This is a genomic window from Paenibacillus sp. RC334, assembly GCF_030034735.1.
Lineage (GTDB): Bacteria > Bacillota > Bacilli > Paenibacillales > Paenibacillaceae > Paenibacillus > Paenibacillus terrae_A.
This window is the reverse complement of record NZ_CP125370.1, coordinates 2030395-2045083: the sequence shown is the minus strand read 5'-3', so window position 1 is coordinate 2045083 and position 14689 is coordinate 2030395. Positions and strand designations below refer to the sequence as shown.

Below are 14689 nucleotides of genomic sequence, written 5' to 3'. Positions count from 1 at the left end.
AAGCCGGAGCCTCCAAGCGGACTCCCCTGGATCGTCATAGGATAAATGAGAATGGCGGAGGAGGAATGAAGGCATGCTTCGAGTCGCTTTATTTACGGACACGTATGCGCCTGACGTAAATGGCGCTGCCCTGACACTGGAACGATGGATTGGCTATCTGGAGAAACATGGGGTATCTACGCTCGTCTTCGCACCGGAGGCAGACCACCGTCTGCCCTCCGGACCGGGTGTAGAACGGCTTCGGAGCATTCCTTTTTTGTTGTACCGGGAATGCAGGCTTGCGATCCCCAACGCCAAACAGATCAACGACCGTTTGTCCGCCTTTTCCCCGCACCTGATTCATGTCGCTACCCCATTTAACCTTGGCCTGTACGGAACAAGCTACGCAGCCAAACACCATGTTCCGCTCGTCGCCTCATATCATACCCACTTTGATAAATACCTCGAATATTACAAGCTTCGCTGGCTTGAACCTGCCTTGTGGAAATACATGCTCTGGTTTCACAGACATTGTGAAAGGGTGTATGTACCCTCTGGGTCAACCATGGAGTTATTGCACAATAAAGGAATGAGTCAACTCGAAATCTGGGGCAGGGGCATTGATACCCATCGCTTCCAACCTAAAGTGGATCGTCACGCAGTATGGAGAAAATGGGGCGTTCGTGCAGACGCATTCGTTATTTTATATGTCGGCAGACTTGCACCAGAAAAGGGAATAGACACCTTACTGGATGCTTACCTCCAGTTGCCGGACGATGTCCGGGCAGAATCTGTGCTGGTCATTGCAGGAGACGGTCCACTGTACAAGGTCAAAACAGCGGCAGACATGGGGGTGCCAGAGCATGCAGTCCATTGGCTTGGCTTTGTGAAAGGGCAGGAATTAGCGGGGCTATACGCCGCAGCGGATGTATTCCTGTTCCCCTCCACTACGGAAACATTCGGCAACGTCGTGCTGGAAGCCATGGCGAGCGGAACACCCGTGGTCGGTGCCGATGAAGGCGGGGTAAAGGATAATCTCATTCATGGGAAAACGGGCTTGTTGTGTCCTGCCGGAGATGCCGCTTCCTTTGCCGAAGCTGTGCACCTGTTGTACAAAGACAGACCACTTCGTGATTCTATGTCCGTGGCGGGTAGAGCCTACAGCGTGGAACAGACATGGGACCGCATTTTCGAACGACTGCTGGACAGCTACATGGGTGCCGCAACCCTGCATCTCGACAGCCGCCCTATGACGCATATGTAGCCCTGGAAACTGCCGATCTCAGGATACATCAAAGGGTGGTTAAAAATGCTTTAGCATGCATTCTATAACCACCCTCCACTATCATTATAACTTTATACCGTCCAGCTATGTTCTCCTAAAGAAAGGAACACATTAATATCTTAGCTGTTTCAGCAGCTTGTTATGTACTCCGCTCAATAGAATCACGGCTGTCAGAGCGCCGATCAAAGCGAGAAGCATATCCCATTGGGTATCCCATATATCCCCTTGGGTTCCCAAAAAGGCTTCTGCGGCCGTTCCAGTCGCCTTGGCTACGGCAAACTCAATCAGCTCATACGCAGCACTAATCGCAAGGCACACACTAACCGTGAGAAAGGTCAGCCAGCCTCCGCTTCCCAAGGTCGTTTTACGCAGCAGCACTTCTCTGACAATAAGCGCAGGCACAAAGCCTTGCGCAAAGTGCCCAAGTCGGTCGTAATAATTACGCTCCAGCCCGAATGTATCCCGTATCCAGTTAAACAGGGGCACTTCCGCATAGGTATAATGCCCGCCGACAATCAAAATCAGCGCATGCAGCCATATCAGAGTATACACCAGATTCGTGAACCGGAATTGGCGGTAAACAGCCACCAGCAGTCCAGCTCCCAAAATCGCCGGAAGAACTTCCAGTACCCAAGTAAAATGATCCGCCGGATGGATAAAGGACCAGATGAGAGCAAGCACCAGTAATACAAGCAAAACAAGCGGGTAGCGATCATGTTTCGACCTTGCCGTTGCCTGTTTCATGCGTCATTCCTCCTCAGCCCGCAGCTCTATCCTTCATTCGTTACGATATGCTTGACACGCCCAACCTGTCCGTCTGCCAAACGCACTTTGATTCCATGCGGATGACGCGAAGAATTGGTCAAAATATCCTTCACCGTTCCTCGTGTCAGCTTTCCGGTAGGCTGATCTTTTTTAAGCACAATATCTACCTGAAGCCCTGCGCGAATATCTGATCGGTTCTGTCCGTTCATGGTTTCTATTCCTCCTCTCTATTCAAGCTTATGAAGCTACTCAGCCACTCAGTCGCATCTAAATCATTAGTTACGCCATTCATCCCGACGGCTGTATCCGATCCAAACCACGCACATCGTGGATACATAGCTAATGAACAAAATAGCAAATACCATCCCGCTAAACTCCACAAAATGAGTACGCTGTAGGGTATCTGCCCATATGGAGGACACCTGCACATACAGCTGGGAAGGCGCAGAAATAATATCCCACGTATTTCCCCGAAAGAAACGGCCAATATAAATGCCCAAGCTGCTGAGCAGCAATACCGCCAGCACAAACAGCCAGCTTACAAACCCGCCACGTGCACGTCGTACCAGCTGTCGTACAGATTCTAGAGATATAAATCCCATCGTAAGTCCAAGGACAGCGACCAACAGCATGCCCAGTACATGATTCCAGAAATAAGGCTCTCCCCAGAAGCGTTGCTCCCCCAGAAATGGATATCGGGCGAATACATGCAGCAAATCTGTGATTAAATACGGTGTGTTGGGATAAAAAAAGAGCCATACCGCTCCCGTTATCCAGAGCAAAAATGTTCTCGTTCCCCGCCGCCAGGAACTATAAATCACATCAAGCAGCAGCGTTAAAAGCATCGGGATCCAGGCCAGCATCATATTCCACCAAATAAAAAGATAAGGGCGGCCTCCCGAGGGCAGCCGCACGTTAATGATCCACAAGGTGCTGATCACTGAGCATACAGCTAATACGATAAAAACATACCCTTTTATAGGATAATTTAACGATCTTAAACGGGCATACATGTGTGTCTTTTCCTCCTTTGCAGCCGTCCAGCCTTTTGACGTTCCAATTTACACCTGTTCTGGACAGTGTACACCACAATCGCTTCAAGCTCAATGGAAGCGCTCCATTCAGCATGCTTCAAGACGCGAAAAAGCACCTGTTTTACGAGACTGATCTCATCCTCGGAAACAGGTGCTCATCGAACCTCAAACTTCACTCACAGGCAAAGGCGACATGCGGATCGTGATCGTCTGATCAAACGGAGCCATCCAATTGACCAGCAATGTGTGACAATCCACTGGGTATGCAGCCCCCCGAACCGAGTTAGCCGTATGCTCCATCGCTGTTCCTGTCAGCTCAAACCACGCATTTCCTGATTCATAGCGCGCCATACCGCCAGTCCAGCATTGCACCGCTTCATTAACCAGCCTATATTCCCCGCAAGTGAATTTCCCTTCACGCCCAAAAACAAATAAAATCTGTGTCATGCAGTCCACCGGACCTTCTGAACGAAAACGAAGCGTCCACACATCCTCCTGACGATCCACATCCACCCGGATTTCATGCTTTTGTTCATGGGTTAGTGGACGTTTGTGATGCGGGAGCAAATACCACGGACTAATTTCCTCCTGCGAGGTAGGCGGCAGATCGGCGGCAGCAACAGGCCCGTAATAGCCTTTGGCCTGCTGACCCGATAGCGTCCAGCCGGTTTCATGGGCAGTCAACTCCTGCATAGGCACGAAGCCCGGCAAGAAATAGGAAGCTGCCTGAACCGCCAGCAGACGCGCATCTCCATGACGCAACGACAGGAACGATGAAGCCTCGGTCATAAGCGTCGCGCTGGTATCCTTCTGCCGATATCGAGCAACCAGAGCGCCAAAATCCGTATGCAGCCTGCTGTGATAAATGTGCTGATGATGCCCTGCCTCGTCCATCCGGCTCAGATAGTCAGTTCTCGGAAAGTCTCCGTTCAGCAGCTTGTTATAGGTGACAGGTAATGCAGCAGGCGATATTTTGCGGGTTTGCAAACGTGGCTCCAGCAAGAAGCACACAGCCGCATTAATCGGAGCACCGCCCGGATGATCCGTTACCTGAACAGCGGCGACAGCCATCGCTTCGAATATAGCATCCTCATCCTCGGTAGCCAGCATGGCATACGGGAGAAGATAGGAGGATAAATTCATCATCACGCCGAAGTCCTGTCTTCCCGAATACTCTGTGACCACTTCCCCATCCGGATGGACAAGATACACCATCATGTGCAAATTGCGCCGTACCGGCTCAAGCAGCTCCGGCAGCTTCAATAAACGGGCGGCATGAATCAGCATAATATCGCTGACAGCATTATAAATTCCATTGCTGCGTTCCGTCCATTCGCCATCCGGCGTCCCGTCCAGTCCTTCTGCCAGCCACATGCTGGCCTGGGCGAGCGCTTCGGGCAGATCAAACAGCTCGTGCAGGAAGCCCAGAGCAGCGCACAGTACCCAACGGTGATTCGGCGTATGGCAGCCTCCGGTCAGCATGACCGGAATCGTCCGCTCCAGAAACAGGCGGATCGCGTCAGTCACCCGGCGCAGCTCCAGCCAGTCGTCACCGATCAGCAACTGGTAGACCTGAGCGTAGCCCACTACCACGAACGCCGTATCCGGCGGCGAGTGAAAATTGGTCCAGCCCGGCGAAATAGAGCCGTCCTCATGCTGTACGCGCAGCATGTACTGCGCCGCCAGCTCCAGTCGGATCAGCACACCCTCATTCCGGTAATAAGCGGAATCCGGATTGACGAGCGCGGCCGCCCAGACCGCCATTGCCGCAGGAGTGCCAACCGAATGATTAGGCCAGGCAATCCCGTTCTCATCATCGGTCACCCCACCATAATAACGGTTGTCGACTTCCAGCACCTGATGGTCCATGCCCGGTTTCACCCAGGCATCATTGACCGCTACAATTTTACTATACATTCCCTCAGCCCCTGTGATATGCATAATCGTTGATCATCCTTGCGTCTGAAGTTTCGCTATCTTGCTTGTCAGCAACTCATGGCTCCGTTCAATATCCTCCGGCTGACAAGCTGCTTTCAGCTCATAGACCTTAATTGGGGCTTGCCGGATAATATTCACAAAACGATCAAAGAACTCCAGATCACCACTATGAATATAAGGGCACCAGTGATCGGATAACCCTATCGTTTCATGAATATGGACACCGAGAATATAGTCGATCATTTCATTGGCTTCCTTGGCATTATCGTACAGCCCCATTCGGTCCATAATTATGCCGTGTCCAATGTCATACCACAGATATACAGGGGCGCCCTTCAAATCGTCTATGATCGTCTTGGCCTCCTGTAAGGTAGGCATCTGATAACAGCGTGAACGCGTTTCGATACCAATTGCTACATCATAGCCCTTGGAGGCGATACGGTCACACACCTCTTCCAGACTGTCGCGGATACGCTGTACATAATGCCCGCTCAGCGCATTCCGCCGCTCCAGCATTTGTGCCCACAGCGCCTGATAAGCAGCCGAATCCCTGCCCTGCTCACGGTAAATCACTTCCAGCTCACCGCTGATATCGTAAGGAAACGGAACCTCTCCGGGATGTACAACCACCGCCTTTGCACCATAACGATGCGCATATTCCGCAGATTGTACCAGCAGCTCTATTGCGCGTTTTCGCTTCGTCTCATCATCAAATCCGAGCAGAACGGAATCCGTACCGTAATCCGGGTCAGGCGTATATGGAAACGTATTATGCACACTAGATATTCCGATTTCTCCCCGCTCAATCATAGGCTCAATCGTCGTCAGCATTTCCCGGGTAATGTTATAATTCAGCTCCACCCTGCCAAAGCCCAGCTCGCGGATTTCCTCCACAAGCTCCTGGCCGACAGTATGCCTTTTTAAATTCCAACAGGTGGAAAAGGAGTATTCCCCCTTCGCCTTCATCGTCATCATCCTTTCACCGCTCCAAGCATCACGCCGCTGACAAAATATCTTTGCAGCCATGGATAAACAAGCAGGATCGGAACCGTTGCGAAAATGACACTCGCCGCCTTCAGCCCTTCAGGTGTAATTCTCGCGCCGCTCGCTCCTTCCAGCCTCGACAGCTCGGACACCATGTTATTTTGAATCATTTGATACAGCTTGAGCTGCAACGGGAACAAATCCGGGTTTTGAATATACATCAGCGTATCTTGAAACCCATTCCAGCGCCCCACACCATAAAACAGACTTAATGTCGCCAGGACGGGCAGGGACAGCGGAAGCACAATCCGAATCAAAGTGCCGAATTGGCTGCTGCCGTCAATCTCTGCCGCTTCTCCCAAGCTCTCTGGAATCCCGTTAAAGAATGAAATCAGAATAATCAGATAAAACGGACTGATCAGACCTGGTAAAATAAGGGACCCTATATTATTCAGCAAATGCAGATCGCGCACCAGAATGTATTCTGGAATGATACCGCCACTGAAAAACATCGTGACTACAATCATGAACATGATCGTTTTGCGGCCCTTTAAATTTTTCTTCGTTAATGGGTATGCAGCTATCACCGTCATCAGCATACTCAGCACCGTCGTGATCACGGTCAGCATGACCGTAAACCCGAGCGAACGAATCATGCTCATGTCGGAGAAAACTTTTCCATACGCCTTCAAATTGAACTCAACCGGAAACAGGGTAACCTCCCCGGACGTAATAGCCCGGTTTGAGCTGAAGGAAATAGACAAAATATGAATAAACGGGGCCAAACACAGCAGTACAGCCACAGCCACCAATAGGGTGGTTACAATATCAAAGGTGCGGTTCGCAGTACGTTCACTCATCAGATGTCAGCTCCTTTACCACTTACATAATACTTTCATCCGTCAGCTTCTTGGAAGCATAGTTCGCACCCAGTACGAAGATCAGGCCCACCACGGCTTGGAACAAACCAACCACCGTTGCCAGTGTGTATTGCCCAGACTCCATCCCGATGCGGTATACAAACGTACTTAGCACATCGGAATAATCCCGAACCGCCACGTTGCCAATCACATAAGGACGATCAAAGCCAATGGTGATCATATTGCCCAGATTAATGATGAGCAGCGTAGCAATCGTCGTTTTCATACCCGGGATGGTAATATGCCAAATTCGTTTCATACGCCCTGCGCCATCTACCTCAGCGGCCTCGAACAACTCCCGGTTAATTCCAGTCAAGGCAGCCAGGTACAAAATCGTTCCCCAGCCTGCACTTTGCCACACACCTGTAAGCAGATACGTGATCACCCAGTCATTTTTATCCGTCAAAAATGGAATCGCCTGAAACCCGAGCGAGGTCAGCACATTGTTAATCATGCCGGACTGCGTACCAAATACTTGGTACACAATCCCGCCGATAATTACCCAAGAGATAAAATGGGGAATATACAAAATCGTTTGCGAAAGCTTTTTAAACCAAACTACTTTCATTTCATAGAGTAAAATCGCCAGGACCAAGGGTGCCGGAAAAGATACCAGCAGATCAAGCAAATTCAGCACGATGGTATTGCGCAGTGTTCTATAGAAATCGTCCATGCGGAACACTTCCCGAAACGCGTCGAATCCGATCCATTCACTTCCCGTAATTCCCTGGAAAAAGTTGAAATCCTTAAATGCAATCTGCACGCCCCACATCGGGCCATATTTGAACACAATGAAGTAGGCCAAAGGCAGCACAAGCAACGCGTATAATTGCCAATATCTGCGGAAGTAAACGTTCCCTTTCATGCGCTGTCTCCTCCTTTACGTTCCGCCTTCTTACTTGCCTGTCATGGCCTTGTAAGCCTCGGTGCGCTCATCCAGTATCGCCTGACCGCCGCTTACCATATAATCCTTCAACGTAGCTTCAAAGGTTGCATCAAATTGTGCGGACGGCGCCATCACCGATTTGACGACCATTTCATCAAACTTGTCCAGCAGCGAGTTGCTGTATTTGGACTCGGATTTAATCGGATGGTCAAATTTCAGCGGAGGAATGGTATCCGTGTTGGAAATATCCATTGCTTTGCGAACTTCCCCCTGGAACTGGGACGGCATACCCAAAATAAAGGCTTCCTTGTTCTTCTCATCATCGCCTGCAATCTTGCCGTTCGCTACGATAACTACATCGCCCTGATTATAGATACGGTCTTGTGCTTCTTGTGTCGGGTTTTCCTTGGCGACTGGAATTCCGTCTTTCAAGGTATAATTTTCGCCTTCCACACCATTTTGCATATCGAGCAGCACCTTTTCGGAAGACATCCAGTCGAGGTACTTGATCGCCTCAATCGCATGCTCACTGGATTTAGGCACCATAATGTAGAGTCCATTGGATGCAAATTCCGGCTTAGCATGCTTACCCTCACTGTTCGTGTACGGGTCCATTGGCGTCAGCTTGGCTTTCGGCTGGTTGGCCAACAGATTTGGATAAGCCGAGTCATTGTAAAAAATGTTGTCGTAATCCTCGCTGAAAAAGCCGGTATTGCCGCTTTGAATGTCCTGAGTCAGCTGTTTTTTATCCTTATCCAAACCAAAATCCTTGCTGATCAGATCTTCATTGTAAAGCTTGTTCATAAACTGAACTCCATCCTTGAATCCAGGCAGCAGGATCGGATAGTCACGGGAACCCAGCTTTTGAGTCAGCGTATATTTCTGCTCATCCGTCACTGGCTTGATAAAAGACCACAGCAGCGAATCATATTGTCCAGGCTCCATCGTCATCCCCATTGGAATCACCTTGCCGCCGGTCTTGCCGGGGTCTTTTTCCTTGAACGCTTTGAGCGTGTTATATAGTTCGTCTGTCGTTTTAGGGACAGGCATTTTCAGTGTGTCCAGCCAATCCTGGCGTATAAAGGAAGAATATTTCCCTAAAATAGTGCGCTTGCCCGGAATGGCGAACTGCTTGCCTTCCACCTGACCGTAGCTCAGCGTATCTTCACCGAGGAATTTTTTGAGATTCGAGCCATACTCATTCAGTAGCGGAGTCAAATCTGTCAGCCCACCTTGCTCTGCGTACCGCTCAAAAGTGCCGGAATCGTAAGTGAATACGATATCAGGTACATCGCCGCCACTCGCCATCAGGACATTCAGCTTGGTAACCTCTTCCGAGCGCTGAACAGGCACATACGATAGATCAATATTGTTGGGTTTGCCAAAGTTCTCTTTTGCATAACGGGTTAAATAGCTGTCAGTAATGGTGTAGCCTTGAGGTGTGTTGCCTCTGTCAAAAATTTCAACCTTCAATGAACCACCCTTGTCTCCGGTAGCAGCAGTCGAACTTTTGTCCGCCTCACCTGACGAGCATCCGCTCAATACAATCGACAGTGCAACCGTAGCTGCAAGCAGCAGACGCAGCTTCTTCAATGTTCCTTTGGCCTTATTTCCTCTCATTCCTGAACACCCCTTTGTCTGCTTTTTCCCGTTCGTCCCCTCTTCTTTAATGAGGAGGTTATGGCATATCATGCATCGGCATGTGTCTGTTCCTCCGGGTCCGGGATGTGCCTTAGTATGACATGAGCGTAGGAAAACTGACAATAAACTAGTTTCCCGATCATAAACAGTTTAGATGAAAGCGATTACTTAATACGATAAAACGCTTACTTTTATAAAAGATCACTATTTTCCTGCGGATAAACTATTTTCTCCGTTCGAATCGCGTTAGGTATGTTGCCATATCAAGTGACTTAAAAGTTGCTTTTACGCAAAAAAAGCATCCTCCCTCTCATCAGGGTTGGGATGCTCTCTGTGTTTTGTTAAGTTTTAACGATGTAGTAGCTTCACTATACTACTCCTACGGCGAAGTCTCTGATGGAAGACTCATGGATAGCTTGCGCACCTTCTCTGTCTTTCCATCTTTACGGCTGCGTGATACATAAACCATCATTAACGCACCTAAGGTCGCGCTGATCAGACAAGCGAGATTCATTAACTGTGGCCCCCCCGGCATGAAGGAGGTATCCATTCAACAGATTACCTACAATGCCCGCCAGTCCGGCGAATACCATATTGAACACACTTTGTCCGGTGGCCTGCATATCCTTTTCCGTCACATGCGATACATATTCAACAGCCGCAATGTAGAAAAATCCAAACGACAACCCATGCAACACCTGCACAGCGATCATAACCGCAGGATCAGGAAATGCCAGTTGAACTCCCCAGCGCAGCATATAGGCTACAGCCCCTAGCAAAAGGGTTCTCTCCAGCCCAATCCTGCGAATCACCCTGGAAGCCAGCAGCATAGAGGGCACATTCGTAATGGAAGCAACCAGCAAAGCAACCCCGACCAACTCTGTAGGTCCTCCCGACATTTTAAAGGCCAGTACAAAATAGGTATTAAATGCGGTCAACGTCTGATTTACCAAAAAGCTGCCACCCAAAAATATTAAAAACGTCCTGTTACGGATTAATTGACCGATACCGTCAGAAAACGATTTGCGCAACGCCAGATCTTCCTCCGTATTTTTCGGAAGCGCCAGGGCCGTCAGGGCCGCAAGACCGTTCAGTACCAAAAAAGGCACCCAAATCATGGACACCGATAGAAGCGACACAAACAGCCCTCCGGCATAACCGCCCACCGCATTACCTATACTCGCCATAAATCGTATGCTGCCGTAGGTCGCTCCTGCCTTTTTCGCTGTCACGATCGCATAGGAATCAGCGATCGGCGCCTGTGTTGCCGTGAATATAGCCATGATCGAATAAACAAGCGCCATCAGCACAAATTGCTCCGACTGATAACATACCGCCATTACACCCGGGACAGCCACACTCAAAATAAGCACCAGCCGCATTTGACGGTATTGATCCACAATAATTCCCCATACTGGCTGAACCAGAATGGATACCAGCGTACCGATCGCCATCAGCGCACCAACACTGGTACTCGTCAAACCGTTCTGAACCAGCAATAAGGTCAAATACGGGTTAAACATCCCCCCGGCCAAACCAATAAACAAATAAAAGCCTCGCAGCTTCAGCATTTGTGAGCCAACCATCTGGAATCCTCCCTGTTGTTTAGCGTACCTTGCTGCCCAGAATCGTCGCCAGCGCTCCGATGGCCCCGGCTTCATTACCCAGCCCAGCAGGTACAATGGTACAAGGAATGTCCGTCCATAAGGCTACTCTTTGCCGAATTTCATCCAAATAATACGCGCTCCCTTCAGCCACACCGCCGCCTACAACGATCATTTCCGGGTTCAGCAAGCTGATGACATTCGTCAAAGCCATCGCCATATGAGCCAGCGCAGGCTCCAGAATCGTCTGTGCTTCCACATCTCCTTCGGCTGCTGCTTGCAGAACATGTCGCGCCCCAACATGTTCCCGTTGTCCATCCGCCAGCCGTACCATGTGCGTACATGGTATGCCGGATGCGAGGGCCGATTTTACACTGTGTGTTATTGCCGTACCCGACGTTAAAGATTCGAACACACCGAACTCGTCCGTCCCTTTCCGTTTTGCCGCTTGCCGCGCCTGTTCCTCGCCTGCAATCCAGTAGGCCATCTCACCAGCTCCGTTGGCCGCTCCCTTGTACAGCTCCCCGTTCAAAATAAGACCGCTTCCGATGCCTGTTCCCACCGTTACCATCATCACATGACGTAATCCCCGGGCCGCCCCTAGCCATTGCTCTCCCAACGCAGCCATATTCACATCGTTATCCAGCACCAAGCGTCCGCCATAGCGCTGTCCAATGACAGATCGTATACCGCCATGCGCACCACTGTCACGTGTGCTGTCGTGCATATTCCATTGGAGCGCCGGAGCATGAGTGATCATGCCGCTATCATTATCTACCACACCGGGAAAGCCGATTCCGATTCCTTTTAATTGCTCCAGCGTCAAGCCTTCCTGCTCCAGACAGCTTTCCAGTTCCTCGAACAGACACTTAAAGAAAAAGGCTGCATCCTTCGTATGAACCGTCGGAATTTTATGCCTCACTACCACTTGCCGTTCCGCTGTACCGATACAGATCAGTGTCTTCGTCCCGCCGACATCAATGCCTGCTGCCCAGCCGGAAGCCTTCGGCTCATCCCCATATTGCTTTTGTACATCTATGTCCGCCATAGCCATCCTCCGTCATTCCGATTCGCCCTCATGCCTGCCAATACATCGGCCGTTGACGCCCTGTAGGTTCAAGATATGGACATAAGTATCGCATTTGTCCCCCTGTGCCGCAATAAACTAAATTCCGCCCCATAAACCGACACCGTCTGCCCGCCTTTTTAACGAAAAAGCAAAAAAGGCGAGCGCCTAAAGCGCTCCCCCTGTTAACGATGAATCTTCCGGCTTCATTCTCAGCTTGCGATAATCTCCCGGCGTTACACCAACCACACGCTTGAACACCCGTCCAAAGGTAATCGAATTGGCATAACCGACCTGGGTGGCAATATGCTGAACCGTCTCTGTAGTGTTGCACAGCATTTGCTGGGCATGGTTCATGCGCAACCGGGTCAAAAAATCCACGAATTTCATATCAAACTCAGTTTTAAACAGATGACTGGCATATTTAGGCGATACATCAAAACGTTCGCTCAAATGATTCAAAGATAAATCCGGGTTCGTATAATGCTCTTCAATATACTGCTTCATCTCACTGACCATAGCCCGATAGCTCTTGGTTTCACTGGCTGCAACATAAGTCCGGTACACGGTGGTCATGTGTTCCAGCATCAGGGTGTGCATCAGGGCCAGCGAAGGAGCAGACTCCACCTCAAATCTCCACCTCTCCATCTCCGAACCGTTAAAATAACGATCCAATGCGCCCGACACGTCCTTCATCTCGCGCATTTCCCTTTCCAGCAGCTCCTGTAACCACTGAATCACGGTTAAAATATCCCCATCCTTCAACTTGTCCGTTTCCATCGTTGCGAATATACCTTCCAACTGTCCACGCCAATCATGGCTGGCCAGCCGAAAAGAACGGATCGTCTCTGAAATCAACGGCAGATACGTATATAACGGAATTTCATTGTCCTGCGGAACCTGGTCACTGGTCACAATATCGCGTACCCCGAGCGTTAGCCGATACCGAAGGGCAGAAACAGACGCCCGATAGGAATCCTTAATATACTCCAGCTCTTGAGTTTGACCACCAATTCCGATGGTGAGCTGTACACCCAGATGACCCTGTAGCCACTCGCAGCCCGTTTGCGCCATCTCTTGCAGCTTCACAGCCAGCAACCCTTCCCCATCACCATCCTCTTTCCGCAGCAAAATGGCAATTCTTTCGCGGCTCATCCATTCTGCCCAGCCCTGCCAACCATAAGTGGCTGCAAGCTCCTGCATCACACCAAGCAACGACAGGCTTAGGCGTTGATCTTCACTTCCATGCTCATTCGAACTTCTACTACCCGCTTGTGGTCCTTCTGTTGTGTACGGCTGCTCCAGTTCCAGATCATGCAGCTCTACCACCATGACGGCGTAGACACGGATAGCCTCTCTCTGGGTATCGTCCACAAAAGGAGACAGATTATCCAAACGCACCGCGGCCGTTTCCATGGTTGTACCTTCCATCAGGTCAAGGAACAGCTGTCGTCGCCGAATAAGTACATTCGCCTGCTCTTGCTGTTCATAATCGACCGTTTGCCGAATCAGACTTTGCAGCGCGTGATCAATCATCCACAGCTCATCTTTGTTGTTTTCCTCACCGGGGCGGCCCGGCAATTGTTGAATGCGCTGCATCATCAGTTGAATCGGCCTGTAATTTCTGCGTGTTACATAAATAATGTAGATCACTGCCAATACGACAACAGCCAGCCCGAGCACAATCCAAACATAAGAAATCACAGACACCCACTCGAACAGTTGCCCGGCACGAATGCCACTTTCGAAGCTCCACCCTAGCCGGGCCGACGGCAGATGAGTCAATTGCTGTCCGTCTTCCTCTTTTACAGCTCCCCCTGCGCCGGATGCAACCGGATAGATCGTATGCCCATTGCCATCCTTAATCACCAGATAAGAAACCGCCGGATTCGTCATTTGACCGATCATTTGCTCTAACGGATACACACCGATATTGACCACCAGCAACCCTTGTCCCCCGAACGGCAACGGAAGACGCTTATGCATCGAAATCACACGATCTGACGTATGTTTGCCCGGCTCCTTCCATTCCCGCACTGGTGACCACTGCCGATCCTCAGACCGCAGCGCCTGCTCGATATACGGATAATCGCCAAATGTCTTGGCATCCTGAAGTCCGCTCCTGGTAAGTACCTTTTGATCTTTCATCCTGTAAATATAAATAGAATGTACCAATTCATGATTATCCTTGAGCGCACGCAAGCTTCCTGCCAGTCCATACAACATCGTACTGCCGCTCTGCGCCTGTCCATTCAGAAAGTAGCTGTAGCTCTTATTGGTTTCCGCCTCGCTTAATACGTCCATTTCTACCTTCGTCAGCGACTTTTCCACACTGTCCATCACAAATCCGGTCGTGATCCGATTCGCCTTCCCGGTTTCATTACGCGATATCTCATTCACGATCAGGAAGGATAAAAAAATGAGAATAGACACGGTCAACATAAAAATCGGGAAATAGGAAAAAAACAATCTCCTGTACCAGCTCTTTCGCATCATATACCCCCTGCCGCCTAATGCTTTCATGACCCTTTTTATAGACCTTCGTCCAACACTAAGCATACTCGTGATGTCAGCTTTAATGCGATCT

Annotated in this window: 12 protein-coding genes; 1 reads left to right on the top strand and 11 read right to left on the bottom strand. The window is 50.0% G+C overall.

Going from position 1 to position 14689, the window contains the following annotated elements:
• The first annotated feature begins 73 nt into the window (after nt 1–73).
• The gene (locus tag QMK20_RS09665) at nt 74–1243 is read left to right on the top strand and encodes a glycosyltransferase family 4 protein (protein WP_283655543.1); all 1170 of its coding nucleotides are present in this window, start codon (nt 74–76) and stop codon (nt 1241–1243) included.
• A gap of 132 nt (nt 1244–1375) precedes the next feature.
• Here QMK20_RS09665 and QMK20_RS09660 read toward each other — a convergent pair whose 3' ends face one another.
• From QMK20_RS09660 to QMK20_RS09610, 11 genes are all read right to left on the bottom strand, one after another.
• Complete coding sequence (locus tag QMK20_RS09660; RefSeq protein ID WP_283655542.1) at nt 1376–2008, bottom strand: DUF2238 domain-containing protein; 633 nt, start codon at nt 2006–2008, stop codon at nt 1376–1378.
• A 26-nt stretch (nt 2009–2034) separates the two neighbouring features.
• Nucleotides 2035–2238 (bottom strand): YwbE family protein, encoded by a 204-nt coding sequence (locus QMK20_RS09655; protein WP_283655541.1) that lies wholly within the window; start codon nt 2236–2238, stop codon nt 2035–2037.
• Nucleotides 2239–2304: 66 nt separating this feature from the next.
• Nucleotides 2305–3042, bottom strand: a complete 738-nt coding sequence (locus tag QMK20_RS09650) for a DUF1361 domain-containing protein (protein WP_283655540.1) — start codon at nt 3040–3042, stop codon at nt 2305–2307.
• A gap of 186 nt (nt 3043–3228) precedes the next feature.
• A complete protein-coding gene (locus tag QMK20_RS09645) occupies nt 3229–4980 on the bottom strand; it encodes a hypothetical protein (RefSeq protein ID WP_283655539.1) in 1752 nt (583 codons plus the stop codon).
• A gap of 33 nt (nt 4981–5013) precedes the next feature.
• The gene (locus QMK20_RS09640; protein WP_283655538.1) at nt 5014–5976 is read right to left on the bottom strand and encodes a sugar phosphate isomerase/epimerase family protein; all 963 of its coding nucleotides are present in this window, start codon (nt 5974–5976) and stop codon (nt 5014–5016) included.
• Nucleotides 5973–6845, bottom strand: a complete 873-nt coding sequence (locus QMK20_RS09635) for a carbohydrate ABC transporter permease (RefSeq protein ID WP_283655537.1) — start codon at nt 6843–6845, stop codon at nt 5973–5975. Before QMK20_RS09635 ends, QMK20_RS09640 begins: the two co-directional genes overlap by 4 nt.
• Before the next feature lie 22 nt (nt 6846–6867).
• Nucleotides 6868–7770, bottom strand: coding sequence for an ABC transporter permease (locus QMK20_RS09630; protein WP_283655536.1), 903 nt, complete (start codon nt 7768–7770; stop codon nt 6868–6870).
• A gap of 30 nt (nt 7771–7800) precedes the next feature.
• Nucleotides 7801–9411, bottom strand: coding sequence for an extracellular solute-binding protein (locus tag QMK20_RS09625; protein ID WP_283655535.1), 1611 nt, complete (start codon nt 9409–9411; stop codon nt 7801–7803).
• A 464-nt stretch (nt 9412–9875) separates the two neighbouring features.
• Entirely contained in the window at nt 9876–11018 is a 1143-nt protein-coding gene (locus QMK20_RS09620; protein WP_349362252.1) for an MFS transporter, read from the bottom strand.
• Between the two features lie 19 nt (nt 11019–11037).
• Nucleotides 11038–12084, bottom strand: a complete 1047-nt coding sequence (locus QMK20_RS09615; protein ID WP_283655534.1) for an ROK family protein — start codon at nt 12082–12084, stop codon at nt 11038–11040.
• 186 nt (nt 12085–12270) lie between these two features.
• Nucleotides 12271–14598 (bottom strand): helix-turn-helix transcriptional regulator, encoded by a 2328-nt coding sequence (locus QMK20_RS09610; RefSeq protein ID WP_283655533.1) that lies wholly within the window; start codon nt 14596–14598, stop codon nt 12271–12273.
• Between the last annotated feature and the right edge of the window lie 91 nt (nt 14599–14689).